Source organism: Azospirillum sp. TSO35-2 (assembly GCF_003116095.1).
Lineage (GTDB): Bacteria > Pseudomonadota > Alphaproteobacteria > Azospirillales > Azospirillaceae > Azospirillum.
Genome location: NZ_LGRA01000013.1, coordinates 233,888 through 258,150, shown reverse-complemented (window position 1 = coordinate 258,150; position 24,263 = coordinate 233,888). Strand labels below are relative to the sequence as shown.

The window sequence follows — 24,263 nt, the reverse complement described above, 5'->3', positions numbered from 1 at the left end:
TTCCTATGCGTGACCTCTCGGCCCCCTCCCTAACCCTCCCCCGCCTTTGGCGGGAGAGGGGACTGCCGCCGCTCAGCGATTCAGTTCACGCCGCAAAGCTCCTGCCCCCTCTCCCTCGAAGAGGGGGAGGGATGGGGAGGGGGCCGCGGGCAAGCGCGTCCTCACACCGCCCCGGTGAACTCCAGCGTGCCGAGCTGCAGGATCGGCACGCTCTCCTCGCCGACCAGGAAGCAGCGCTGGCCGATGCCGCGCACCGGGGCGTCGGCGGCGTCCGACCACTCCGTCGCGCGGCCGAGCTTCAGCGCGGCGTCGGCGTCGGCCGGGGCGCCGCCGTAGAGCGTCGGCAGGTAGACCTCGCCGTCGGGACCGCCGCGCACCACCATGTGGGCCGGGCGCCACAGCAGGTCGCGCGGGCGCTGCGGGGCGCGGAACTCGACCGACTCCACCGTTTCGGTGGCGATCCAGAAATACTTGCCGGTGCTGGTGTAGACCTCGAAGAAGCCGCCGGTCACGTCGTCCAGGTCGCGGAAATCGTCGAAGGCGGTGCCGTCATGCGTGCCGGACACCGGCGGGCGCAGCTCCTCCGCCCGGGCCAGCGTGGCGACCGCCCCGGCGCCGTCGCCGGCGCGCAGCGCGACCAGCGCCTCCAGATGCAGGCGCAGATGGTCGGGCGGCAGGTCGATGAACTCCGGCACCCGGCCGTCGGCGAACAGCTGGCGCCGGGCCTGGTCGGCGCGGACGAGCTGGCGGAACAGCGCCATCGTCACCGCGATCTGCGGTTCCTGGGTGCCCAGCGTGTCGAGCTGGAGGTCGGCGCGCTCCAGGTTGCCGGCGAAGCACAGCAGTTCGGCCAGGAAGACGCGACGGTCGTGGTCGGTCGGGTTCTTCCGGATCTCGCCGTTCAGCGTGGTGATCGCCTCGTCGAGGCGGCCCGCCTGGAAGAGCTGGGCTGCGGTTTCGCTCATCGTGGATGTCTCCCCCTGGGTCGAGCCGCCGGCCGGACGCGTCCTGACCGGGTCAGGCGGCGCCGCCGGTTTGTGCGAGTTCGGTCACCAGCTTGAAGGTCGAGAAGACCTGATCGAGCTGGAAGTGCGGCCGAAGATGGATGACGCATTGATAGTTGCCGGGCTTGCCCGGGATGGCGCGGACCTGGATGTTGCCCTCGCGCAGGGGATAGCGCGCCTTCTGGTCGAGGCTGGCGTCGTCGTTGCCCAGGCAATAGCCGTGCAGCCAGCTCTGCAGGTCGCGCTCGCACTCCTCCGGCGTGACGAAGGAGCCGACGCGGTCGCGCACCATCACCTTCAGGAAATGGGCGAAGCGGGCGACGCAGAACATGTAGCGCAGCATTGACGACAGCCGGGCGTTGGCGGTCGCGGCGCTGTTGGTGTATTGCGAGGTCCGCTGGACCGACTGGTTGCCGTAGAAGACCAGATAGGGCGTGTCCTTGCAGCGGCTGACCGGGATGAATCCCAGATCGTCGAGGTCGCGCTCCAGCTGGTCGGAGATCGAGACCTCGACCGAGAATTTCTGCGCGACCCGGCTGGCGTCGGTGGCGAAGTCCGGCACCACCAGCTCGGTCACCAGCCCGCCGCCGACGACGTCGCGCTGGGCGCCGCGGATGTCGGCGAACCAGCCATGCTGCATGAAGGAGCGGATCAGCACGGTGCCGAAGGCGTAGACCGCGTTGCCCCAGCAATGATCCTCCAGCCGCATGCCGCCGCCGCTGTCCAGCGACTCCTCGCGGAAGCGGAAGCCGTGGCGGGCCTGCGGGTCGTCGCCGTAGGGCGCGCGCATCAGCACGCGCGGCAGCGCCACCCCGACGAAGCGCGAATCCTCCGTCTCCTGGAAGCGCTGCCAGCGCTGGTATTCGGTCTGGCGCAGCACCGATTTCAGGTCGAGCGGCAGGCCCAGCTCGTGGAAGGTCTCCAGCCCGAACAGCTCCGGCGCCGCGCCGACGATGGCCGGGGCGAAGGCGGCGGCGGCGACCTGCGCCAGCCCCTTCAGGCCGGACACGTCGTCGGTCGGCCGCTCCTTGCCCGGGCGGTGCTGGACGGCGTAGTCGCACAGCAGCACGCCGAAGGGACGGCCGCCGGGCATGCCGAACTCGTCGCTGTAGATCTTGTTGAAGAGCTGGCTCTGGTCGAACTCGATCGCGCGTTCCTGGTCGCGGCAGATCTCCGGCCACGTCACGTTCAGCAGGCGCAGCGCGACGGACTCCGCCGCCTCCGCCTGTTTGACCAGGGTGCGCACCCCGCGCCACGAGGCTTCCAGCGCCTGGAAGCGCTTGTGGTGCAGGATGGCGTTGACCTGGTCGGACAGCAGCGCGTCGATCGCCGCGATGTCGCGGTCGAGCGCGGCGCGCAGCCGGTCCAGGCTGTCGTAGACCGGCAGGGTCAGGCCGAACCACAGCCGCAGGGCCGCGCCGGCATCGCCCGCCGCCAGGAAGGCGTCGAGCAGGGCCGGGTCGGCGCGGCCGAGCGCCATGTCGACTGCCCGCAGGCGCAACGGCCGTTCGATGACCGTCGCCTCCGCGTCGTCGCCAGGACGTTCGACCGCAGCCTCGCCCATGCCGTTGTCAGCCGGCCTGCGGGATGCGGGCGACCATGCGCATGGAGGTGGTCAGCTCCTCCATCTGCAGCCACGGGCGCATCCAGGCGACGGCGTTGTAGGAGCCGGGCTTGCCCGGGATCTCCTTCACCTGCACCTTGGCTTCCGCCAGCGGGTACTTCGCCTTCATCTCCTGGCCGGCGTCGGCGTTGCCGTTGACGTAGTTCAGGATCCAGCGGTTCAGCCACGCCTCGCAGTCGCTCGCCTCCATGAAGGAGCCGATCTTGTCGCGGCCCATGATCTTCAGGTAATGGGCGAAGCGCGAGGTCGCCATGATGTAGGGCAGGCGGGCGGAGATCGCGGCGTTCGCGGTCGCCTCCGGCCGGTCGTACTTCTTGGGCTTCTGCGTGGTCTGGGCGCCGAAGAAGACGGCGTAGTCCTGGTTCTTGTAATGGCAGAGCGGCAGGAAGCCGAGCTTCGACAGTTCCGCCTCGCGGCGGTCGGTGATGCCGATCTCGGTCGGGCACTTGGCGTCGCTGTCGCCATCGTCCGAGGTGAAGGTGTGGAAGGGCAGGTTCTCGACCTTGCCGCCGCCCTCGGCGCCGCGGATGGCGGTGCACCAGCCATACTGCGAGAAGGCGTTGGTCAGGCGCTGGCCCATCGCGTAGGCCGCGTTCATCCAGCAATAGTCGTTGTGGTGCATCGGACGGGCGACGCCGCCGTCGAACGGGGCCTCCTCGTACTCGAACTCCTCGATCGGCTTGGTGTTGGCGCCGTAGGGCAGGCGGGCCAGCACGCGCGGCATGGTCAGCGTGACGAAGCGGCTGTCGTCGCTCTCACGGAAGCTGCGCCACTTGGTGTACTCGACGCTGTCGAAGATCTTCTCCAGGTCGCGCGGCTTCGACAGCTCGGTCATGTCCTCGAAGCCGAACAGCTTCGGGCTGGCGGCCGAGATGAAGGGCGCGAAGGCGGCCGCCGCGACGTTCGACACGCCGGACAGCAGCTCCATGTCGTCGGGGTGGTTGGTGAACTCGTAGTCGCCGATCAGGGCGCCGTACGGCTCGCCGCCGGCGATGCCGAACTCGTTCTCGTAGATCTTCTTGAACAGGTTGCTCTGGTCGAACTCGACGGCCTTGGAGATGTCCTTGTACAGCTCCTTCTTGCCGCAGTTCATGACGCGGATCTTGAGCGTCGAGCCGGTTTCCGAGTTCGAGACCAGATAGTTCAGGCCGCGCCACGAGCCTTCCAGCTTCTGGAACTTCTCGTGGTGCATGATGGCGTTGAGCTGCTTGCTGATCTTGGCGTCGATCGCGGCGATCGCCTTGTTGATCGTCTGGCCCAGGTTCTTGTTGAAGGTGACCGTGCCGGCCAGCGCTTCCTGGGTCAGGGTGCGCAGCAGCTCCTGCGCGCGGTCCGGCTCGGTCTGCTTGGTGGCGGCGATGGCCTGGTCGAGGATCGACAGGCCGGTGCCCTCGGTGACCGCGCCGGCGGCGGCTGCGCCCTGGCTCTGAGCGTCGCTCATGGGATCAACCTTCCTTCTTTTCGTCGGTGCCGAGCTCGCCGTTCAGCGCCTGCAGCTCGTCGGTGTTCTGCAGCACGCGCTCCAGCAGGCCCTCCAGCTCTTCCGAGCGGTCGGCCTTGCTCAGCAGGTCGCGGAGCTGGTTGCGGGTCTCCAGCAGCTTGCGCAGCGGCTCGACCTGCTGGACGACGCGGCCCGGCTCGAAATCCTCCATCGACTTGAAGGCGAGGTCGACCGACAGCTGGGTGCCGTCGTCGGCCAGCGTGTTGTCCACCTTCAGCTTCAGGCCCGGGGTCATGCGGGCCATGACGTCGTTGAAGTTGTCGCGGTCGACCTGGATGAACTTGCGGTCCTTCATCGGCTTCAGCGGCTCGGTCGGATCGCCCGAGAAGTCGCCGAGCACACCGACGACGAAGGGCAATTCCTTGACCACCGTCGCGCCTTCGGTCTCGACGTCGTAGGTGATGTGGACGCGGGGCTTGCGCACGCGATCCAGCTTCTGGTGGATACTCGCCATGTGATCGAACCTCCCTGCTCACGCCCTATGATAGGCGGTGATCGTCAATACCCGGATTGCTCGGCCGGCGGCGGCGCCTTCGCGCCGGAGGCGATGAAGAACTGCCGCCGCGTTTCCTCGTCGGTGATGAGTTCCTGCAAAAGCTCCTGCAGCGGCATGCGGCCGCGGCGGACCACCTCCTCCAGCGTGTAGGAGATGGGGGAATGAGGTTCCGTCTTGCGGAAGAAATCGGCAACCTGCAAGAGGACCTTGAAGGCGTCCTCGCGCGATGTCACAGCGCCGCTGACCTGGGACTTGGCCGTCGCCGCGGCCGGTGCGCCGCCGCCCGCCGCCGGCTCGGCCGCCGCGGGTTGGTCGGCCGCCGGTTCGTCGCCGGCCAGCGTCGCCAGACGGTCGCGCGCGGCGTAGTTCACCGCGTCCAGCGCCGCGTTCAGCACGGTGCGGATGTTGCCGGCGGGCGGCGCGTCATGGCCCGCCTTGTCGTACAGGGCCTTGCCCAGCGCCTCGAACGCGTCGCTGGCGCCCTGGATGTCCTCGACCAGCGTCTTGAAGTCCGCCGCCGGCGTCTCGCGCACGCTCTGCTCGAACTGTTCCCAGGTCACCGCGCCGTTGTCGATGCGCGCCTGTTTGCGCGCCTCGTCGGTGATCTTCGACAGCTCGATCGCCTGCTCGTAGTGCCAGAGCGCGTAGGTCATGTCGCCCAGCGTCAGCGGCACCTTGCGGATCGGCTGGATCAGCGTGCCGTCGGCCGACTCGCCGTTCAGGCCGGCCAGCGGGCCGACGCGGGTGGCGATGCCATCCTCGTCCGGGGCGGGGTACAGCGTGTCCCAGTAGCGTTCGACCAGGCCGCGCGCCAGGGTGAAGCCGTCGCGCAGGCCGGCGAAGCCCTGGGCCCGCAGCAATGCCTCGATGAACCAGGCGGTGACCTCCAGGTCCTTGGCCTGGGTGCGCAGGATCGTCGGGCAGACGTCGAGGATGGTGCGCCATTCCGGCAGCAGGCCGCCGGCGTCGTCCTCCACATCCATCGACCGTTCGGCGGCGCGTGCGGCGCTGCGGGCATCCTTGACCGTGTAGTAGTCGGCCGAGGCGTTCTCGCGCAGGTCGATTCCGGTTTCGGCGTCCTCCCCGACCGGTTGCAGCAATCCCTCAATGTCGAAAAGCTGAGGTGTCGGCATGTAAGGAAAGCACCCTTTTCATGGTCATATGAGGGAAGTCTGGGGGCAGTCCGGCGGTTCGCATCCCATCGGGTGCCAAGCTCCCGCACCGGCGAATTGATAGCGTTACTTCCACGGGTTCGACAAGGCTATTCGTCCAGGGGGCTACGGCCATAGGGAATATTGCAACTGCGTAACAATCGGGCGTTTGATTTACCCCTCGGCGCTTGACGAATCGAAATTGCGGATGGATGCTGCGGGTCCAACATCGGCATGACCCCGTCCGGAACCCCCATCGCGATGCCTCCTGACGCGCCCAGCCTCATCCCCTGCAGCGACGGCGCCGACGCCGGTCCGGTTCCTCCGGTCCGCGTCACACCCGTCCTGGTGGAAAAGCGCAGCCCGTCGGGGCGGCTGCTGGCGCGGGTCGGGGTGGCGAACGGGATGCTGGAAGGGACGTGCATCTTCTTCGCGGAGGATGGCGAGACGGTGGTTGCGGAAACGCTGTTCCGCGACGGCCGCCCGGTCGTGATCCCGCCCGCCACGATCGGTGCGCCGGTGGCGTCCGCCGACTCGTTGTTCTGACCGGCCGGAGACACCCCATGCCGCCCGCCGCCCGCCTTGGCGACCTGATCTTGCAGGACACGCCGCACTGCCACGCGCCGATCCACCCGCCGGCCCCGGTGCCGACGCCGGTGCCGCATCCCGGCATGCCGCTGGCGATCATGCTGGGCAGCCCGACCGTGCTGATCGGCACGATGCCGGCCGCGCGCCTGACCGACATCTCGGCGCCCTGCATGCTGCCGGGTTGCGTCCCCGCCGGGCCGGGCATGATCGCCCAGGGTTCGACCACCGTGCTGATCAACAACCTTCCGGCCGCGCGGATCAACGACATGACCGCCCACACCAGCTGCGTCGCCCCGATTCCCGGCCCGGTCGGCAAGGTGCTGCCGCCCGGCTGCCCCACCGTCATCATCGGCGGCTGAGCGCATGCGCCTCAGCCATTTCGAGCGGCTGCGCCCGGTCTGCCCGCGCTGCCTCGCCACACGCGGTACCGCCGTGCCGCTGGGGCTGGGCGTGGTGGAGGAGGCGACGGCGTCGTCGGTGCGCTGGGGAACGCTGGTCTGCGGCGATCCCGGCTGCGCCATGGAATACCCGATCATTGATGGCGCCCCGATCCTGGTGCCCGACCTGCGCGGCTGGATGGCGGTCAACGGTCCGCTGCTGACGGCGCGGACGGACATTCCGCCGACGATGGAAGGGGTGCTGGGCGACGCGCTGGGCCCCGACAGCGCCTTCAACGTCACGCGCCAGCATCTGTCGAGCTACGGCTGGGATCATTACGGTGACCTCGACCGCCAGCCGGGCGGCGAGGCGGCGGCGGCCGGGTCGGTCCTGCGCTGTCTCGCCACCGCGCTTGACGCCCTCGGCGGGATGGCGGCGCTGCCGGCCGGGCCGGTGCTCGACCTCGGCTGCGCCGCCGGGCGGACCAGCTTCGAAGTGGCGGAGCGCGGCGACGGCCTCGTGCTCGGGCTCGACCTGCATTGGCCGCTGCTGGCGCTGGCCCGCCGCGTGCTGGAGCAGGGGGAGGCGGTCTACCCGCTGCGCCGGTCCGGCATCGCCTATGACCGCCGCCGGGTCGAGGCGCGCTTCGCCGCGGCGGAGCGGGTGGATTTCTGGATCGGCGACGCGCTGTACCCGCCCTTCGCCCCGCGCGGCTTCGCGCTGGTGACGGCGATGAACGTGCTGGACTGCGTGGCGTCGCCGCCGGCCCTGCTGCGGGCGATCGACGGCGCGGTGGCGGACGGTGGCGGCGCGGTGCTGGCGACGCCCTTCGACTGGGCGACCCAGGCGACGCCGGTCGAGGCGTGGCTGGGCGGCCATTCGCAACGCGGCGACGACGCCGGCCGCTGCGAGGCGGTGCTGGCCCGCCTGCTGACCCCGGGCGCCCACCCGCAATCGGTCGAACGGCTGCGCGTCGTGGTTGAGCCGATGGATGTTCCCTGGACGGTCCGCATGCATGACCGCGCTTTGATGCAATACAGGACGCATTTGATCATGTTGCGGGCATGATGCGGGAAAGTTCATGGCAGAGGCGGCGGCCAGGGCGAAGCATCATGGTGGATTTTTCAAAATGGCTTGGCCACAGTTCGTCTTGCAGCCAGGGGACGAATTGCCGTGCCGGACGGATCTTGCGGGCGTGACGCCCGCTTGAGTTGAATGCTCAGAAGTCACACGAAGGGGATGGAGCCATGGTGGCGGTCGATCTGCAGGGCATGATTTCGCGTCTGAACCCCCTGTGCCGGCGGGCGCTGGAGGCGGCGGCCGGCCAGACGCTGTCGCGCACGCACTACAATTGCGAGATCGAGCACTGGCTTCTCCAGTTGATCGGCGCCGCCGACGGCGACCTGTCGGCGATCCTGCGGGTGTACGAGATCGACGCCGGGCGGCTGTCCGCCGACCTCACCCGCGTGCTGGACAAGCTGAAGACCGGCAACAGCCGGGCCCCGGCGCTGTCGCCGAACCTGGTGCAACTGATGCGCGAGGCGTGGGTGCTGGCCTCGCTGCAGTATGGCGAGGGGGCGGTGCGTTCCGGCCATCTGCTGGCGGCGCTGCTGTCCGACGAATCGCTGTCGGCCCAGGCCCGCGACATGTCGGGCCAGTTCGCGAAGATCAGCGCCGACGCGCTGCGCCGCGACCTGCCCAAGATCGTTGCCGACACGGCGGAGGCGCGGACCTCGGCCCCGGTCGGCGCGGCCGGGTCGGGCGGCGGCGCGGCCTCGGCCGGCGCCGGTCCGAAGGTGGGCGGGGCGACCCCCAACCTCGACCAGTACACCGTCGACCTGACCGACCGCGCCCGGAACGGCAAGATCGACCCGGTGCTGGGCCGCGACGCCGAGATCCGCCAGATCATCGACGTGCTGACCCGCCGCCGCCAGAACAACCCGATCCTGACCGGCGAGGCCGGCGTCGGCAAGACGGCGGTGGTCGAAGGCTTCGCCCTGCGCATCGCCGAGGGCGACGTGCCGCCGGATCTCCGCAACGTCCGCCTGCTGTCGCTCGACCTCGGGCTGCTCCAGGCCGGCGCCGGCATGAAGGGCGAGTTCGAGAACCGGCTGAAGGGCGTCATCGACGAGGTGAAGGGCTCCACCCAGCCGATCATCATGTTCATCGACGAGGCGCACACCCTGATCGGCGCCGGCGGGCAGGCCGGCCAGAACGACGCCGCCAACCTGCTGAAGCCGGCGTTGGCGCGCGGCGAGATGCGCACCGTCGCCGCCACCACCTGGGCCGAATACAAGAAGTATTTCGAAAAGGACCCGGCGCTGACCCGCCGCTTCCAGGTGGTGAAGGTGGAGGAGCCGGCGGAACCGGTCGCCGTCGACATGATGCGGGGCCTGACCGCCACCCTGGAAAAGCACCACAAGGTCCGCATCGTGACGGAGGGGCTGATCGAATCGGTCCGGCTGTCCAGCCGCTACATCCCGGCGCGCCAGTTGCCCGACAAGGCGGTCAGCCTGCTCGACACCGCCTGCGCCCGCGTGGCGATGAGCCAGACCGCGACGCCGCCCGCCGTCGAGGACCGTCGCCGCACCATCCAGCTCACCGAGACCGAGGTCGCGATCCTGGAGCGTGAGCAGGCGATCGGCATCGACCATGCCGAGCAGATCGCCGCGCTGAAGGACAAGATCGCCGCCGCCCGGACCGACCTCGCCGCGCTGGAGACCCGCTGGGCCAAGGAACTGGAGCTGGTCCGCGCCATCAACGAGACGCGCGACCAGCTCGTCGCCGCCCACGAGCAGTCCAAGGCGCAGCCCGCGGAAGGCGCAACCGAGGGGGCGACCGCCGCGGAGCCGCTGGACGCCGCCGCGCTGACCGCCAAGCTGTCGGCCCTGACCGCCGAGCTGACCGCGCTGCAGGGCGAGGATCCGCTGGTCAAGGTCGCGGTGGACGGGCAGGCGGTGGCCGAGGTGGTGGCCAACTGGACCGGCGTGCCGGTCGGCCGCATGGTCTCCAACGAGATCAAGACCATCCTGTCGCTGGCCGACCGCATGAAGGAGCGGATCATCGGCCAGGACCACGCGCTGGACGCCATCGCCCAGGCGATGTGGACCAGCCGGGCCAAGCTGACCGACCCGCGCAAGCCGATCGGCGTCTTCCTGATGGTCGGCACGTCCGGCGTCGGCAAGACCGAGACGGCGCTGACGCTGGCCGACCTGATTTATGGCGGCGAGCAGAACGTCACCACCATCAACATGACCGAGTACAAGGAGGAGCATAAGGTCTCCCTGCTGCTCGGTTCGCCTCCGGGCTATGTCGGCTTCGGCGAGGGCGGCGTCCTGACCGAGGCGGTGCGCCGCCGGCCCTACAGCGTCGTCCTGCTGGACGAGCTGGAGAAGGCCCACCCCGGCGTGCAGGACATCTTCTTCCAGGTGTTCGACAAGGGCACGATCAAGGACGGCGAAGGCCGCGACATCGACTTCAAGAACACCGTCATCATCATGACGTCGAACGCCGGCACCGACCTGATCCACAAGCTGAGCGCCGATCCGGAAACCACGCCCGACGCCGACGGGCTGCTGGAGGCGCTGCGTCCGGAGCTGCAGAAGAGCTTCAAGCCGGCCTTCCTCGGCCGCTGCACGGTCATCCCGTATTTCCAGCTGTCGGACGAGAACCTGGCGAAGATCGTCGGGCTCCAGCTCAACCGCATCGCCAAGCGCGTGGCGCAGAACTACAAGGCCGAGTTCAGCCATTCCGACGGGCTGATCCAGAGCATCGTCAACCGCTGCCAGGAGGTCGAGAGCGGCGCCCGCAACATCGAGACCATCCTGAACCGCACCCTTCTGCCGGAGATCTCGTCCCGCATCCTCGCCCGCATGGGCGAGGGCGAGCCGATCACCCGCGTCCACGTCTCGGTCGATGGCGAAGACCGCTTCGTCTACGACATCGCCTGACGCCCGGGGCGGGGGCAAAAAAAGCGGGCGGTGACGCCCGTCACAGCCCCCGCTTCAATTCTTTCGTAACCATACCGCACCGATCAAGCTTCAACATTCCGAAGACCGTGAGGAGACCACCATGGCGATCTACATCAAGTACGACGGCATCGACGGCGAGGCCACGCACGAGACCCACAAGAAGTGGCTCGACGTCAGCTCGCTGCAGTGGGGCATCGGCCGCGCCATCAGCACCCCGTCGGGGTCGACCGCCAACCGCGAGGCGTCGGAGCCGTCGGTGTCGGAAGTGACCATCTCCAAGCTGATGGACAGCTCCTCGCCGAAGTTCTTCGTCGAGTCCTGCACCGGCGCCGTCGGCAAGAAGGTGCAGATCCACCTCGTCACCACCGGCAGCCCGGGCAACACCTACGCCGAATACACCCTGACCAACGCCCTGGTCTCGGCCTACTCGATGTCCTCGGGCGGTGACCGTCCGTCGGAATCGATCTCCATCAGCTTCACCAAGATGGAGTACAAGTTCATTCCGTACGACGACAAGAACAAGGCCGGCACGCCGATCTCGGTCTCCTACGACCTGTCGACCACCAAGAGCGCCTGATAAGCGGTGCCCTCTCCCCAACCCTCCCCCACCTTTGGTGGGAGAGGGGACGGCCGCCGCTTCGCATGAGGCACCCTCTCCCGCTGACAAGCGGGGGAGGGTCGGGGAGGGGGCAAACCTTTGCCATCGCTGAGACGTTCTCCACTTCAAGGACCAAGCCCGCATGTCGGATGCGCCCACCATCTCGCAGACCGGCCGGCTTCTGTCGCTGACCTCGCCGCTGGGCGCGGACGCGCTGATCCCGGTGGCCGTCGAGGGTGAGGAAGGGCTGTCGCGCCTGTTCCGCTACACCATCACGATGATCTCGTCGCAGATGACGATCGCGCCGGCCGACATCCTGGGGAAGTCGCTGACGCTGTCGATCGCGCGCAAGGGCGGCGATCCGCGCCTCATCAACGGCATCGTGAAGAGCTTTTCCGCCGGCCCGCTCGCCATGCGCGGCTACCGCCGCTACACGGCGGAGATCGTGCCGACGCTGTGGCTGACCACCCTGCGGTCCGACTGCCAGGTCTTCCAGGAAAAGACCGTCGTCCAGATCGTCGACGCCGTGCTGTCCGACTGCGGCGTGACCGAGGTGAAGAAGCAGGGCCTGTCCGGCACCCACAACGCCCGCCCGGTCTGCGTCCAGTACCGCGAGACCCATTTCGACTTCATCGCCCGCCTGCTGCAGGACGAGGGCATCTATTTCCACTTCCTGCACGAGTCCGGCAAGCACACGCTGGTGCTGAGCGATTCCGCCGCCGGCTACGGCGATTGCCTGGACAAGGACGTCGTCCACGCCGCGTCGAGCCAGGGCAACACCCTGATGATCGACGGCTGGTCGCACGGCCAGTCCTACGAATCCGGAAAATGGACGCTGAAGGACTATAATTTCGAGACGCCGAGCACCGACCTGACCGCCAGCACGACGACGGTGGTCAGCGTCCCCGCCTTCAAGGCGCACGAGCGGTTCGAGTATCCCGGCGGGCACATGGTCAAGGCCGACGGCACCGCCCGGTCGCGCCTGCGCATGGAGGAGACCGAGACCGGCTACGACGTGGTGGAGGGCAGCGGCACCTACCGCGGCCTGTTCAGCGGCGGCAAGATCACCATGACCGACCATGCGGTGGCGGCGGAGGTGGGGAAGGGCTATGTCCTGACCGGCCTCGCCCTCAGCGCCCAGGACGACAGCCATCTCGGCAACAGCGGCGCGGCGCCCTTCTTCGGCTGCCGCTTCACCGCCATCCCCGACAGCGTGGTGTTCCGCCCGCCGCCGGTGCCGCGCCCGCGCACCCATGGCCCCGACACCGCCACCGTGGTCGGCCCCAGCGGCGAGGAGATCTACTGCGACACGTATGGCCGGGTGCGGGTGCAGTTCCATTGGGACCGCAAGGGCACCAACGACGAGAAGAGCTTCGTCTGGCTGCGCGTCGCCCAGACCATGGCCGGCAAGAACTGGGGCACCATCTTCACCCCGCGCGTCGGCATGGAGGTGCTGGTCGATTACCTGGGCGGCGACCCCGACCGGCCGCTGATCGTCGGCTGCGTCTACAACGCGGAGAACATGCCGCCCTACACGCTGCCCGACAACAAGACGCAGAGCGGCATCAAGACCCGCTCCAGCAAGGGCGGCGACGCGGCGACCTTCAACGAGCTGCGCTTCGAGGACAAGAAGGACGCGGAGGAGATCTATTTCCACGCCCAGAAGGACTTCAAGCGGATGGTGGAGAACGACGACACGCTCCAGGTCGATCACGACCAGACCATCACCATCAAGAACAACCGGACCGAGACGGTGTCCGAAGGCAACGAGGCGGTGACCATCGCCAAGGGCACCCGCACCGTGACGGTGTCCGAAGGCGACGACACCCACGAGGTGACCAAGGGCAACCGGACGGTCACCGTCAGCGCCGGCAACGACAGCCACACCGTCGCCAAGGGCAACCGGACGGTCGAGGTCGGGCAGGGCAACGACGCGCTCACCGTCGGCCAGGGCAACCTGTCGGTCGACGTCAGCCAGGGCAACTACGCGCTGACGCTGGGCATGGGCGACGCGACGGTGAAGGCCAGCACCGGCAAGATCACCTTGCAGGCGACCACCTCGATCGAGTTGAAGGTCGGCGCCAACAGCCTGAAGATCGACCAGACCGGCGTCACCATCAAGGGTACGATGGTCAAGGTGACCGGCGACGCCCAGGTCCAGATCAAGGGCGCCATCACCCAGGTGAACGGCGACGGCATGGTCCAGGTCAAGGGCGGCGTGGTAACCATCAACTGAGGATGCCGTCAACGGATGGGGCGCCGTCCGGACATGGGACGGCCTTGCGAGCGGGGTTTGGGACGGTGGACATCGGGTTGTTGCCGAAGTTGCGCTTCGCCCGCGCGGCCGAAGCGGTCGCGGGCATGGAGCTGTCGCCGGAGGCCAAGGCGCTGATGGCGCCGAACGCCGGCACGGCGGCCTTGCTGAAGGCGCTGATCGCGGCGGAGCTGTACGCCGACGCCATCCGGCTGCTCGGCATGGCGCTGCCGCGGCGCGAGGCGGTGTGGTGGGGCTGTCTGGCGGCGCGCGGCGCGCTGCCGCCCGAGCCCAAGCCGGCCGACATCGCGGCGCTGGAGGCGGCGGAGGCCTGGGTCTACCGCCCGACCGAGGAGAACCGCCGCGCCTGCTTCGCGCCGGCCGAGGCGATGGGGTTCGAAACCGCCTGCGCCTACGCCGCGCTGGCCGCCTTCTGGTCGGGCGGCAGCCTCGCCCCGCCCGACGCCGCGGTGGTGGTGCCGCCGGGCGACGGGCTGACCGGGACCGCCGCCGCCGCCGCGGTGCTGATCGCCGCCGCCGCGGTGCCCAAGGAGGTGTTGGCCCGCCAGCGCGCCACGCTGGTCCAGGCGCTGGACATCGCCAACGGCGGCAGCGGCATGGTCGGTGGCGGCAAGGTTGCCGGCGACAAGGCCGGGTGAGGGAGCGGCGAAGGCGATGAAGCTGCGTTTGACCCTGATCCAATGCCCGCCGGCGCAGGGCGGCGACATCAGCCGCGACCTCGGCACCGGGCGGCTGGTGATCGGCCGCGGTCCCGATTGCGACTGGGTGCTGAACGATCCGGAACGGCTGCTGTCCAAGGCCCACTGCCTGGTGGAGTTCAAGGGCGGCGTCTATGTCGTGATCGACAGTTCGACCAACGGCGTCTTCCTGAACGACAACCAGGCGCCGATCGGCCGCGGCAACTCGGCGGTGATCGGCGACGGCGACCGGCTGCGGCTGGGCGGCTTCGTGATGCGCGCCGGCTTCGCCGCCGAGGACGCGCCGCCGGCCAACGACCCGTTCCTGGCGGTGCTGCGCGGCTCCGGCCCGCCGGCGGCCGATCCGGGATTCGGCGGGCCGGCCGGTGACGACCCCTTCGCGCTGCCGGCTTTCCAGCGCGGGTCGATGCCGGTGATGCCGATCCCCGACGACGACGACCTGTTCGGCGAGCCGGCCGCTGGCGGTTCCCGCGGATTCGCCGGCTGGGAACGCACCGCCGCCGGCGGTTCGGACACCGGCGGTGGCGGTGCGGACTGGCCGGACTCGACCCAGACCGACTTCGTTCCCAGCGGGCTCGGCACCATGCGGGTCGGCCTCGACGGCGCCGGTGGCGGGATCCCCGACGACTGGCTCGACGAGCCGGTTGCCGCCGCGCCGCCGGCCGACGCTCCGCCGCTCGCCGCCGCACCCCCGGCTCCGCCCGCCCTGGCGCCCGACTGGGACGACGAGCCGCTGGTGCCGCCGGCCTTCGCCGCCCGCGCCGCGCCGCCTTCCGCCGCGCCTCTTGCGCCGTCCGGCGATCCGGGCGGCGATCCGGCGCTGACCCGCGCGCTGGTCGATGTCGTGCTGACCATGGTCCGCCGGCAGGCGGCGCTGGAGGCGCTGCTCGGCCTCGACCCCGACGACACGCTGGCGCAGGGTGATTCGCTGCTGCGCCGCGCCACCGACCCCGACGACGCGCTGGCCCGCCTGCGGGCGCTGCCGCCGGCGGAGGCGGAGGAGCTGCTGCGCGCGGTGATCGCCGACGGCGCCGCCCACCAGTCGGCGCTGCTGGCCGCGGTCCGCGAACTGACGGGGGAGACCGCCGACGGCGGCACCCGGCTGGCCGCGCTCTACCGCCGGCTGCTGCCGATCCACCGCCACGCGCTGGGCGGCTGACGGCGGCGGCCATGGCATCGTCCCACCGTCCACACGCCATCATTCGGCAAGCCATCATCCTGCAAGCCATCATCCTGCAAGAGGGAACGCGCCCATGAGTTGGGACGACAAGGTCATCTGGTCCGAAGGCATGTTCCTGCGGGCGCAGCATTTCCAGCAGCAGGACCGCTATGTGGAACGGCTGGTGCGCGGCCGGGTCGGCGGCATCCGCCCCTTCGCCTGGGGCATCACCGAGCTGACGATCAACCGCGAGCTGCTGGCCGTCGGCAAGTTCGCCGTGCTGCGCTGCAAGGGCATCCTGGAGGACGGCACGCCGATCAACATCCCCGACGACGACGACCCGCCGCCGCCGCTCGACCTGCCCGAAACGCTGGGGTCGAGCATCGTCTACCTCGCCCTGCCGGTGCGCCAGCGCGGCGGCGTCGAGTTCGAGGTCGGCGAGAGCGCCGACGCCGCCACCCGCTATGTCGGCGAGGAGACCGAGACGGTCGACGCCGTCGCCGGGTCGGCCAGCGTGTCGCGCATCCGCACCGGCAAGCTGCGGTTGCGCTACCGGCTGGAACGGCAGGAGCGCGCCGGCTACCACTGCCTGGGCCTCGCCCGCATCCAGGAGGTGCGGTCGGACCGCCACGCCACGCTCGACGACCGCTACATCCCGCCGGCCCTGAACGTGGCGGCGCTGCCGCCGCTCGCCGGCTACGTCACCGAAATCCTCGGGCTGCTGGGCAGCCGGGCCGAGGCGCTGGCCGCCCGCGTCTCCGGCTCCGGCGCCCGCGGCGCGGCGGAGATCGCCGACTTCCTGATGCTCCAGGTGGTCAACCGGATGGAGCCGGTGGTGGCCAACCTCGCCCGCATGCCCGACATTCACCCGGAGAGGTTGCACACCCTGGTGCTCGGGCTGGCCGGCGAGCTGGCGACCTTCACCGCCGCCAACAAGCGCCCGCCGTCCTTCCCGCCCTACCGCCACGACGACCTGCAGGGCACGCTGGAGCCGGTGGTGGCGGAGATCCGCCGGTCGCTGAGCGCGGTGCTGGAGCAGACCGCCGTCCCGATCGACCTGCAGGAGCGCAAGTACGGCATCCGCGTCGGCACCATCGCCGACCGCAGCCTGATCACCACGGCGACCTTCGTCCTGGCGGTGCGGGCCGACATGCCGGGCGAGGCGCTGCGCCGCAACTTCCCGGCCCTGGTGAAGATCGGCCCGGTCGAACAAATTCGCGAGCTGGTGAATGTCCAGCTGCCCGGCATCCGTGTAAGGCCGCTGCCGGTCGCGCCGCGGCAACTGCCCTATCACGCCGGCGCCGTGTATTTCGAGCTTGAACGGGGTAGCCCGATTTGGAAACAGCTTGCAACGTCGGGCGGAATCGCGGTTCATCTGGCGGGTGACTTCCCACAGGTTGCGATGGAGCTTTGGGCGATCCGTGGCTGATGCGGCGCATATTTCCGGAGCGGCGACTCCATGAGGCTGGGCGGGGTGCTGGCCCTGCGCACCGGCGCCGTCATCGCGGCGACGGTGGCGACGGCCGTCCTGCTGTCGGTGGCGCTGTCCGGGCTGAAGTTCGAACAGAAGCTGCGCGAGGTCACCAGCTCCCGCCTGTCGGTCGTCGCCGATGAAATGCGCCGCCGGGTCGAATACGGCCTGACGCTCGGCCTCGACCTGTCGGAACTGGTCGATGTGCAGGCGCAGGCCGAACGCGCCGGCGCCGGTGACGAGATCCTCGGCGTCGAGGTGGTGGACGACCGCGGCGTCGTGCTGTTCGCCGCCGACCGCGCCGCCATCGGCCATCCCACCCCGGTCCATTGGGACGGCGACGCCGCGGCCCCGGCCGCCGGCCTGCGCCAGCGGATCGACGGCGACACCCTGGTGCTGGGCGCCGGGGTGCGCAACAGCTTCGGCCAGACGGTGGGCGAGGAGATCCTGCGCTCGTCCCTGGCCGGGCTGCGGGCGCGCGTCGCGCTGGTGGAGGACCGGTTGCGCGTGGGCACGCTGATGCTGGTCGCGCTGGCGGCGCTGGTGACGCTGGTGGCGGTCTTCCTGGTGGTTCGGCACGGCGGCGGACGCCGCGGCCTCGCCGCCGGCACGGCCCCGCTCGGCGTGGTGCACGACCGCCTCAAACAGGGGATGGACGCCGCCGACCACGCCATGGAAGAACTGGAGCGCGAACTCGACGCCATGGTGCCTCCCGGCACCTTCGCCATGGTGCCACCCGGCACTTCCCTGCACGGGGTGGCCTCATGAACAAGGCCGGCATGTCCCGCGATCCGATCAGCGCCCTGGTGCTGCGGCTGACCATCGTCACGGTGGCGGTGCTGCTGCTCGCCGCCGGCGCCGCGTCCTGGCTGGCGCTGCGCAGCTTCGACCCGCTGTTCCAGCCGGAACTGGCGCGCAAGGCGCAGACGGTCGGCGACCTGCTGGCGTCGCAGATCAACCGCGGCCTCGCCGTCCGGATCCCGCTGAACCGCATGGCCGGCCTCGACAGCCTGTTCACCGCGGAGGTCGACCGCCACGAGGACATCGCCTACGTCGCCGTCACCGATCCGTCCGGTCGCGTCGTCGCCGCGGCCGGAACACCGCTGGCCGGGACCGCCGCCCTGGCGGTGGAGCGGCTGGGCGGGCCGGCCGACGGGCGGCTGGTGGGCGGCTTCATCGACATCGACCGGCCGCTGGGCGACGACGCCGCGCCGGCCGGCGTGCTGCATGTCGGCATCGACAGCGCCTTCCTCGCCAAGGCCTCCACCGATCTGGCGCTCGACGTGCTGTCGGTGGTCATCGTGTCGGTGCTGCTGATCTTCGAGGTGCTGCAGCTGGTGGTGAACCTCGCCATGCGGCGGGTGCTGACCCTGCGGCTGCTCGCCGACCGGGCGGAGGAGGGCGACTTCCGCGCCACCCTGCCACCGGCCACCGGCGGCGACGCCATCGCCCCCGACCTCGCGCGGGAGGAGGGCGGGGTGCGGACGGCGCTGGACGCGGTGAACGCCCGCTACGCCGGTCTGGCGGCGCGGGTGGCGGCGCTGCGCGGCGGCCTGGGCGCCGACGACCCGCGGGTCGGCCGGGCGGAGGCCGGGCTGGCGGCCCTGGCCCGGCGCTTCCGCTTCCGCGATCCCGCCACCACCACCACCGCCGCGCCGACGCCGCTGAACCTGGTCTTCCTGCGCCTGCCGGTCTTCCTGTTCTGTCTGTCGGAGGAGCTGTCGCGCCCCTTCCTGCCGGCCTACGCCAAGTCCTTCGCCGGCGAGGTGCCATGGCTGACGCCGGACATGGTGGTCAGCCTGCCGATCACCCTGTTCATGCTGGTCTGGGCGCTGTCGCAGCCGGGCGGGGCGCGCTTTTCCGAACGCTGGGGCCGGGCGCGGTCCTTCACCATCGGGGCGCTGCTGGCCGCCGCCAGCCTGGCGCTGACCGCCGGCGCCGGGTCGCTGTTCGAGCTGATGCTGTGGCGCTGCCTGACCGCGCTCGGCTACGGGCTGGTGCTGATCACCGCGCAGGGCATCGTCATCGACCACACCACGCCGCGCAACCGCGCCACCGGCATGGCGATGTTCATCGGCGCGCTGCTGGCCGCCGGCGTCTGCGGCCCGGTCGGCGGCGGCATCATCGCCGATCAGGTCGGCTTCCGCGCCACCTTCCTGCTGGGGGCGGCGCTGGCGCTGGGCGCCGGGCTGTCGGTCAGCCTGCTGCTGCTGCGCGGGCGCGGGACGGCGGCGGGTCCGACGGCGGCCCGGCCGGCGCTGGGCGCCGCGCTGCCGCTGTTCCGCGACGCCCGCTTCTCCGCCCTGATGCTGCTCAGCGCCATCCCGACCAAGATCGCCTCCACCGCCTTCCTGTTCTGCCTGGTGCCGCTGCTGCTGACCGCCGACGGCGCCAGCAAGGCGGAGGTCGGGCGGGTGCAGATGATGTATTTCGTCGCCTTCATCCTGGTGTCGCCGCTGGCCGCCACCCTGTCCGACCGCTGGCAGGCCCGGCGCGGCTTCATCGCCGCCGGCGGCCTCGGCACGCTGGCGAGCTGCCTGCCCATCGTCGCCACCCAGGCGCTGTGGGGGCCGCCGCTGGCCATCGCGCTGTTCGGGCTGGCCCAGGCGCTGGTCGGCGCCCCGCAACTGACCCTGGTGTCGCAGATCGCCCGCGACGGCGGCCTGCCGGAAACCGCGGCGATCGGCTGGTACCGGCTGATCGAGCGGCTGGGCGGCGCGCTGGGTCCCGTCACCGCGATGGCGGTCGCCGTCGCCACCTCCTACCGCGAGGCGATGCTGGGCATCGGCCTGCTGTGCGGGGCGAGCGCGCTGCTGTTCTGGATTCTGTTCCGCACCGGCCGGCCGGCGACCCCCGCCGCCCGACCGCAGGAGGCCTGACCATCATGAGTTTCGATCCCCGCCTCCTTCCCATCGGACGGCGTTCGCTGCTGCGGTTGGCGGCGGCAGGCTCGCTCGCCCTGCCGGGCGCCGCGGCGGCCGGCCGGGCGCTGGCGGCGACGGTGCCCGACAAGACCTTCCGGATCACCATGGTGCTGGGCCGCGGCGAGAGCGACAACGAGTTCGGGTTCAAGGACTATCTGGCCCGCCGCGGCCTGAGGGCCGAGTTCACCATCCGCAACACCGGCGGCGACAGCGCGAAGCTGCCGGGCATCATCGAAGAGATCAAGGACACCCGGCCCGACCTGATCTACAGCTGGGGCACGCCGCAGACCCGCGGCCTCGTCGGTCCCTACGACGACGCGGATCCGCGCCGCTACGTCACCGACATCCCGGTCGTCTTCACCTTCGTCGCCGCCCCGGTCGACGCGCGGATCGTGCCCGACCTCGCCCATCCCGGCCGCAACGTCACCGGCACCGTCCACATCGCGCCGATCGCGGTGCAGCTCAACACCATCCAGGCCTACCGCCCGGTCCGCCGCATCGGCGTCGTCTACAACCCGCAGGAGCGCAACTCGGTCCTCACCATCGAGGGGCTGCGGGCGGAGGTGGCGCTGCGCAAGCTGGAGCTGATCGAGGAGCCGGTGCCGCTGGACGGCAAGGGCGACCCCGACGCCTCGGCGGTGCCGGAGATGATCGCCCGCGTCGCCAAGCGCGGGGCGGAGGTGCTGTACATCGGCCCCGACACCTTCATCGCCTTCCACAACCGCAGCGTTGTCGCGGCGGAGGCGTTGCGCCACCGGCTGCCGACCTTCTCGGTCACCGAGCTGATCGTGCGCACCGACAAGGCGATGCTGGCGCTGGCCAGCAGCAGCTACGGCATCGGCCGCTTCACCGCCTTCAAGGCGGCGCAGATCCTGGTGGACGGCACCAGCCCGGCCGACATCCCGGTCGAAACGCTGAAACGCTTTTCCGTCATCATCAACATGGCGACCGTGCGGGCGCTCGAACACTACCCGCCGATCGGCCTTCTGAACTTCGCGGAGATCATCGAATCATGAGCGGGCGTATCACCCGGGCCAACGGGAGGGGCGCGTCATGAGCCCACGCTCCTGCGCCGGGCTGCCAGTCGGCGCCCTGCCGTTGCGCGGCGACGCGGCCCGGGCGGTTGCCGCCGTGCGGCTGTCGCGGCTGGCCGCCCTGCTGCCGGACGGGCTGTCCGTCCGGCTGATGGACGGCGACGATTCCAGCCTGCTGGCCGATTTCCGCGTGCGGGTGGTGGCGACGCTGGAAGACCCCGACCATTACCGCATGGCGGGCGAGGTCGGGAACTTCGTCGCCGACCATCTGGGCGACCGCGGGCTGACCGCCGGCGTCTTCCGCGGCGGGCGGCTGGTGGCCTACGGCGCGCTCGGCCTGCCCGGGGCGGACGACCCCAACCGCGGCCGCGACCTCGACCTGCCGGAGGCGGAGCTGGGCTCCGTCGCCCACATGTCGTCGGCGATGGTCGACCCGTCGGAGCGCGGGCGCGGCCTGCACCACCGGCTGATCGACTGGCGCATCGAGGTGGCGGAGGCGCTGGGCCGCCGGCACCTGCTGACCACGGTCAGCCCGCGCAACCATTGCAGCTGGGGCCATCTCGCCGGGCACGGCATCTACCCGAAGCGGCTGGTCCGCGTCGGCGGCGATCTGGTGCGGCTGCTGGTCCACCGCGACTTCACCACCGACCCGATCTTCGACCCGGCCACCGCCGAGCTGGTGGCGATCGAGGATCTGGCCGGCCGCTGGGACGTGTTCGAGCGCGGGCATGTCTGGGGCCGTGTCGCCGCCGGCGACGGCGCCGCCCGGCGCTGGTACGCGCTGTGCGGGCGGGTGTGGCGCGGGCGCGGCCGCTGAGCGGCGCCGAAGGGGGAAGGCCGGGATGGGATCGGGAAGCTTCGGGGCACGGCTGGCGGCGTTCGTGGCGGTGGCGGTGCTGGTCGCCGCCCTGTCCGCCGTCGTGCTGTGGACGCGCGAACAGGCGCGCCGGCTGGACGAGGCGGTGACCTCCCAGGTCGATTTCGTGCTGAGCGAGGCCAAGGCGTCGCTGGAGGTCCAGTTGAACCTCGGCCTCGCCCTGGAGGATCTGCCGCGGGTCGACGGGCTGTTGACCCGCGCCCGTGCCGCCCTGCCGGGCATCCAGTCGGTCGCCGTGCTGGACGAGGCCGGGACCGTCCTGTTCTCCACCAACGCGGTGGAGGTCGGGGAGCGGCCGCCGATCGGCCACGCCGCCAATGCGTCCGGCTCCGCCGCCGTCACCGGCTTCTGGTCGGAGGGGCAGGGCGCCGAGCGGGTCTACGGCGTCGGGCTCGCCACCAGCTTCGACACCGTGGCGGGCAGCGTGCTGCTGCGGATGCCGGCCGGCGCGATGGCGGAGCCGATGCGCCATTACGCGCTGACCCTGGCGATCGGCGCGGTGCTGGTGGCGCTGCCGCTGGCGCTGCTGGCGTGGCTGGCCGGCCTGTGGCTCGCCCGCCGGCCGCGCCGCGCGCTGTCCGACCTTGCCGCGGCGCTGGAGGGGCTGGGCGAGGGCGCCGGGCCGTCCGGAACCCCGGCCGCCGCCGCGGCCGGTGCCGCGCGGACGCTCGGCCTGCCGGCCGATGCCTTTGCCGACGCGGTGCGCCGGCGCCTGGACATCCTCGATGGGGCGGAGCGCGAAGTCGCGCGCCTGGACGAACTCGCATGACCACCGCCGCGCCCAGCCATCCCCCCGGAACCCGCCTGTTCATGGCCGGCATCCCCGCCGTCATCCTGCTGGCGGCGCTGCTGGCGATGGCCGGCGTCGGGCTGCTCGGCACCCTGCTGGCGCAGACCCAACTGGGCGAGGCGCGCGCCGCCAAGGCCGCCGCGGTGGCGGAGGCGGTGCAGCACGACCTGGAACGCGCCATCGGCTTCGGCATTCCGCTGGAGCGGATCGAGGGCGTCGGCGCCTATCTCCAGGGCATCGCCGGGCGCAACCCCGACCTTGGCGTCCTCGCCCTGACCGGGGCGGACGGCGCGCTGCTGCAAGGCGCGCTCGGCGGCGCGTCGGCAACGGCCCAGGGGCCAAGCCCGGAGACGGGGCGGCCGAACGCCGGGACGCTGGCGGCGCTGGCCGCGGCGCTGCGCGGCCTGCCGACGCCCGAGACGCGGGCGGCGACGCTGCAGCCGATCGAACAGGACGGTTTCCTGATCCTGCGCCTGCCGGTGCGGGTCGGCCGCTATTCCTCCGAAGGCGGCGGTGGCGGCGTCAGCCAGCCGCCGGCCGGCCATGTGCTGGTCGGCGTCCAGCCGGGCGACGTGCGCGGCCAGATCGCCGGGGAGCTGGTGACGGTGGCGCTGGGCGCGCTGGGCGTGCTGCTGCTGGTGGCCGAGCTGGCCGGCGTGCTGGTCCGCGCCGGTTTCCGCGCCCCCTTGCGGCGGCTGGCGGGCGTGATGGACGAGGCGTCCGCCGGGCGTTTCGCCACGCTGATCGGCCGCCGGCCGCGCGATCAGGTCGGCCGCCTGCTGTTCGCCTTCAACGCCGTCGTCTACGGCCTGCACGACCGCCGCCAGCGCTTCGCCGCCCACGCCGAGGAGGTGCGCACCGCGGTGTTCGACCCGGAGGTCGCCGCCGCCGTCGAGCGCACCCGCAGCGAGGCGCTGGCGGCGCTCGGTCCCGGGCTGGAGGCGACGCCGCGCCGGGTGGTCGACGCCCGCGCCGACGACGTCCACGCCTTCGCCACCCTGGCCACCGCCGCGGCGGTCCTGCTGGCGCTGGGCGGCGCGGCGACGACGCCCGGCGCGGCCTGGACCGGTCCGCTCGGCCTTGGCCTCGCCGCGCTGGCCGCCGCGCTGGCCGGGGCCGGCGCCGGGTACGCCGTCGCCGCGCGCTGGCGACGGTGGGCGGCGCTGCTGACGATGGCGACGACCGTCGTGGCCGCCGTGCTGCTGCTGGAGGGCGTCGCCGCGGCCGGGTTGCTGCCGGGGGCGCTGTGCGCCGGGCTGGCGGCCGGGCTGTCGCTGTCCTACCGGCGCCGTCAGGTCGGGCCGGGGGCTGGTGGCGGCGTCGTCGCCCGTGCGCTGGCGTCCGGTGCCGTCGCCGCCATCCTGTGGGGGGCGGCGACCGGCTGGGACGGCGCCACCCTCGCCGCGTCCGCCCTGGTGCCGGCCCTGCTCGCCGCCCTGATGGCGCGCTCCATCGTCGTTCCGCGGAGCTGAGAGGCCCCCATGCTGCTTCAGACCCGCATCATCCTGTTCGTGCTGGCGACCGTCACCGTGGTCGCCGGGCTTCTGCTCGGCTTCGCCGGCCTGCGCGAGGACGCCGCCGACCAGCACGCCCGCGCGCTGGAACTGGCCCGGCTGGAGACCTCGTGGCAACTCGCCCTGGCCGGTGCCGCCGGCCGCGTCGACCAGAGCCTGGGCCGCCTGATCGGCGATCCCGAGATCGCCCGCGCGCTGGAGGCGGAGGAC

The 24,263-nt window shown here is 71.1% G+C and carries 20 protein-coding genes and 1 pseudogene; 16 read left to right on the top strand and 5 right to left on the bottom strand.

What is annotated here, in order from left to right; all coding sequences use genetic code 11:
• Nucleotides 1-161: 161 nt before the first annotated feature.
• Genes TSO352_RS08555 through tssA form a run of 5 tightly spaced genes read right to left on the bottom strand, consistent with a single transcriptional unit; the run spans nt 162 to nt 5,758 of the window.
• Nucleotides 162-965: a type VI secretion system accessory protein TagJ gene (locus tag TSO352_RS08555; RefSeq protein WP_109106923.1), complete on the bottom strand. Its 804-nt coding sequence runs from the start codon at nt 963-965 to the stop codon at nt 162-164.
• Between the two features lie 52 nt (nt 966-1,017).
• The gene (tssC, locus tag TSO352_RS08550; protein ID WP_109106922.1) at nt 1,018-2,568 is read right to left on the bottom strand and encodes a type VI secretion system contractile sheath large subunit; all 1,551 of its coding nucleotides are present in this window, start codon (nt 2,566-2,568) and stop codon (nt 1,018-1,020) included.
• A gap of 7 nt (nt 2,569-2,575) precedes the next feature.
• On the bottom strand, nt 2,576-4,069 hold the full coding sequence (gene tssC / locus TSO352_RS08545; RefSeq protein WP_109106921.1) for a type VI secretion system contractile sheath large subunit: 1,494 nt from the start codon (nt 4,067-4,069) through the stop codon (nt 2,576-2,578).
• Between the two features lie 4 nt (nt 4,070-4,073).
• Nucleotides 4,074-4,583 carry a type VI secretion system contractile sheath small subunit gene (gene tssB / locus TSO352_RS08540; RefSeq protein WP_109106920.1) on the bottom strand — a complete coding sequence of 170 codons (510 nt, stop codon included), beginning with the start codon at nt 4,581-4,583 and terminating at the stop codon, nt 4,074-4,076.
• A gap of 44 nt (nt 4,584-4,627) precedes the next feature.
• Nucleotides 4,628-5,758, bottom strand: coding sequence for a type VI secretion system protein TssA (gene tssA, locus TSO352_RS08535; RefSeq protein WP_109106919.1), 1,131 nt, complete (start codon nt 5,756-5,758; stop codon nt 4,628-4,630).
• A gap of 279 nt (nt 5,759-6,037) precedes the next feature.
• Here tssA and TSO352_RS08530 point away from each other — a divergent pair, with 279 nt between their 5' ends.
• From TSO352_RS08530 to TSO352_RS08455, 16 genes and pseudogenes are all read left to right on the top strand, one after another.
• The gene (locus TSO352_RS08530) at nt 6,038-6,322 is read left to right on the top strand and encodes a hypothetical protein (RefSeq protein ID WP_146210731.1); all 285 of its coding nucleotides are present in this window, start codon (nt 6,038-6,040) and stop codon (nt 6,320-6,322) included.
• 17 nt (nt 6,323-6,339) lie between these two features.
• Entirely contained in the window at nt 6,340-6,723 is a 384-nt protein-coding gene (locus TSO352_RS08525) for a PAAR domain-containing protein (RefSeq protein WP_109106917.1), read from the top strand.
• A 4-nt stretch (nt 6,724-6,727) separates the two neighbouring features.
• Nucleotides 6,728-7,810, top strand: a complete 1,083-nt coding sequence (locus TSO352_RS08520; RefSeq protein ID WP_109106916.1) for a methyltransferase domain-containing protein — start codon at nt 6,728-6,730, stop codon at nt 7,808-7,810.
• A 179-nt stretch (nt 7,811-7,989) separates the two neighbouring features.
• On the top strand, nt 7,990-10,692 hold the full coding sequence (tssH, locus tag TSO352_RS08515; RefSeq protein WP_109106915.1) for a type VI secretion system ATPase TssH: 2,703 nt from the start codon (nt 7,990-7,992) through the stop codon (nt 10,690-10,692).
• A gap of 121 nt (nt 10,693-10,813) precedes the next feature.
• A complete protein-coding gene (locus tag TSO352_RS08510; protein ID WP_109106914.1) occupies nt 10,814-11,290 on the top strand; it encodes a type VI secretion system tube protein Hcp in 477 nt (158 codons plus the stop codon).
• Nucleotides 11,291-11,453: 163 nt separating this feature from the next.
• Complete coding sequence (gene tssI / locus TSO352_RS08505) at nt 11,454-13,547, top strand: type VI secretion system tip protein TssI/VgrG (protein WP_109106913.1); 2,094 nt, start codon at nt 11,454-11,456, stop codon at nt 13,545-13,547.
• An 80-nt stretch (nt 13,548-13,627) separates the two neighbouring features.
• Nucleotides 13,628-14,224 (top strand): hypothetical protein, encoded by a 597-nt coding sequence (locus TSO352_RS08500; protein ID WP_247871983.1) that lies wholly within the window; start codon nt 13,628-13,630, stop codon nt 14,222-14,224.
• Between the two features lie 16 nt (nt 14,225-14,240).
• Nucleotides 14,241-15,443: an FHA domain-containing protein gene (locus TSO352_RS08495; protein ID WP_109106911.1), complete on the top strand. Its 1,203-nt coding sequence runs from the start codon at nt 14,241-14,243 to the stop codon at nt 15,441-15,443.
• Between the two features lie 94 nt (nt 15,444-15,537).
• Entirely contained in the window at nt 15,538-16,872 is a 1,335-nt protein-coding gene (tssK, locus tag TSO352_RS08490) for a type VI secretion system baseplate subunit TssK (RefSeq protein WP_109106910.1), read from the top strand.
• A gap of 30 nt (nt 16,873-16,902) precedes the next feature.
• Nucleotides 16,903-17,682 (top strand): hypothetical protein, encoded by a 780-nt coding sequence (locus TSO352_RS08485; protein WP_109106909.1) that lies wholly within the window; start codon nt 16,903-16,905, stop codon nt 17,680-17,682.
• 11 nt (nt 17,683-17,693) lie between these two features.
• Complete coding sequence (locus TSO352_RS08480) at nt 17,694-19,793, top strand: MFS transporter (protein WP_247871982.1); 2,100 nt, start codon at nt 17,694-17,696, stop codon at nt 19,791-19,793.
• 5 nt (nt 19,794-19,798) lie between these two features.
• The gene (locus TSO352_RS08475) at nt 19,799-20,854 is read left to right on the top strand and encodes an ABC transporter substrate-binding protein (protein ID WP_109106907.1); all 1,056 of its coding nucleotides are present in this window, start codon (nt 19,799-19,801) and stop codon (nt 20,852-20,854) included.
• Nucleotides 20,855-20,891: 37 nt separating this feature from the next.
• Entirely contained in the window at nt 20,892-21,689 is a 798-nt protein-coding gene (locus tag TSO352_RS08470) for a GNAT family N-acetyltransferase (RefSeq protein ID WP_109106906.1), read from the top strand.
• Nucleotides 21,690-21,714: 25 nt separating this feature from the next.
• Nucleotides 21,715-22,518, top strand: a complete 804-nt coding sequence (locus TSO352_RS08465; RefSeq protein WP_109106905.1) for a hypothetical protein — start codon at nt 21,715-21,717, stop codon at nt 22,516-22,518.
• Nucleotides 22,515-24,011 (top strand): HAMP domain-containing protein, encoded by a 1,497-nt coding sequence (locus TSO352_RS08460; protein ID WP_109106904.1) that lies wholly within the window; start codon nt 22,515-22,517, stop codon nt 24,009-24,011. Before TSO352_RS08465 ends, TSO352_RS08460 begins: the two co-directional genes overlap by 4 nt.
• 9 nt (nt 24,012-24,020) lie before the next feature.
• Nucleotides 24,021-24,263 (top strand): annotated as a pseudogene (locus tag TSO352_RS08455) (sigma-B regulation protein); the annotation flags it as partial.

Bases quoted from the DNA above. Each gene is read 5' to 3' on its own strand.
- TSO352_RS08555 (WP_109106923.1), bottom strand. From the start codon at position 965: ATGAGCGAAACCGCAGCCCAGCTCTTCCAGGCGGGCCGCCTCGACGAG.
- tssC (WP_109106922.1), bottom strand. From the start codon at position 2,568: ATGGGCGAGGCTGCGGTCGAACGTCCTGGCGACGACGCGGAGGCGACG.
- tssC (WP_109106921.1), bottom strand. From the start codon at position 4,069: ATGAGCGACGCTCAGAGCCAGGGCGCAGCCGCCGCCGGCGCGGTCACC.
- tssB (WP_109106920.1), bottom strand. From the start codon at position 4,583: ATGGCGAGTATCCACCAGAAGCTGGATCGCGTGCGCAAGCCCCGCGTC.
- tssA (WP_109106919.1), bottom strand. From the start codon at position 5,758: ATGCCGACACCTCAGCTTTTCGACATTGAGGGATTGCTGCAACCGGTC.
- TSO352_RS08530 (WP_146210731.1), top strand. From the start codon at position 6,038: ATGCCTCCTGACGCGCCCAGCCTCATCCCCTGCAGCGACGGCGCCGAC.
- TSO352_RS08525 (WP_109106917.1), top strand. From the start codon at position 6,340: ATGCCGCCCGCCGCCCGCCTTGGCGACCTGATCTTGCAGGACACGCCG.
- TSO352_RS08520 (WP_109106916.1), top strand. From the start codon at position 6,728: ATGCGCCTCAGCCATTTCGAGCGGCTGCGCCCGGTCTGCCCGCGCTGC.
- tssH (WP_109106915.1), top strand. From the start codon at position 7,990: ATGGTGGCGGTCGATCTGCAGGGCATGATTTCGCGTCTGAACCCCCTG.
- TSO352_RS08510 (WP_109106914.1), top strand. From the start codon at position 10,814: ATGGCGATCTACATCAAGTACGACGGCATCGACGGCGAGGCCACGCAC.
- tssI (WP_109106913.1), top strand. From the start codon at position 11,454: ATGTCGGATGCGCCCACCATCTCGCAGACCGGCCGGCTTCTGTCGCTG.
- TSO352_RS08495 (WP_109106911.1), top strand. From the start codon at position 14,241: ATGAAGCTGCGTTTGACCCTGATCCAATGCCCGCCGGCGCAGGGCGGC.
- tssK (WP_109106910.1), top strand. From the start codon at position 15,538: ATGAGTTGGGACGACAAGGTCATCTGGTCCGAAGGCATGTTCCTGCGG.
- TSO352_RS08485 (WP_109106909.1), top strand. From the start codon at position 16,903: ATGAGGCTGGGCGGGGTGCTGGCCCTGCGCACCGGCGCCGTCATCGCG.
- TSO352_RS08480 (WP_247871982.1), top strand. From the start codon at position 17,694: ATGTCCCGCGATCCGATCAGCGCCCTGGTGCTGCGGCTGACCATCGTC.
- TSO352_RS08475 (WP_109106907.1), top strand. From the start codon at position 19,799: ATGAGTTTCGATCCCCGCCTCCTTCCCATCGGACGGCGTTCGCTGCTG.
- TSO352_RS08470 (WP_109106906.1), top strand. From the start codon at position 20,892: ATGAGCCCACGCTCCTGCGCCGGGCTGCCAGTCGGCGCCCTGCCGTTG.
- TSO352_RS08465 (WP_109106905.1), top strand. From the start codon at position 21,715: ATGGGATCGGGAAGCTTCGGGGCACGGCTGGCGGCGTTCGTGGCGGTG.
- TSO352_RS08460 (WP_109106904.1), top strand. From the start codon at position 22,515: ATGACCACCGCCGCGCCCAGCCATCCCCCCGGAACCCGCCTGTTCATG.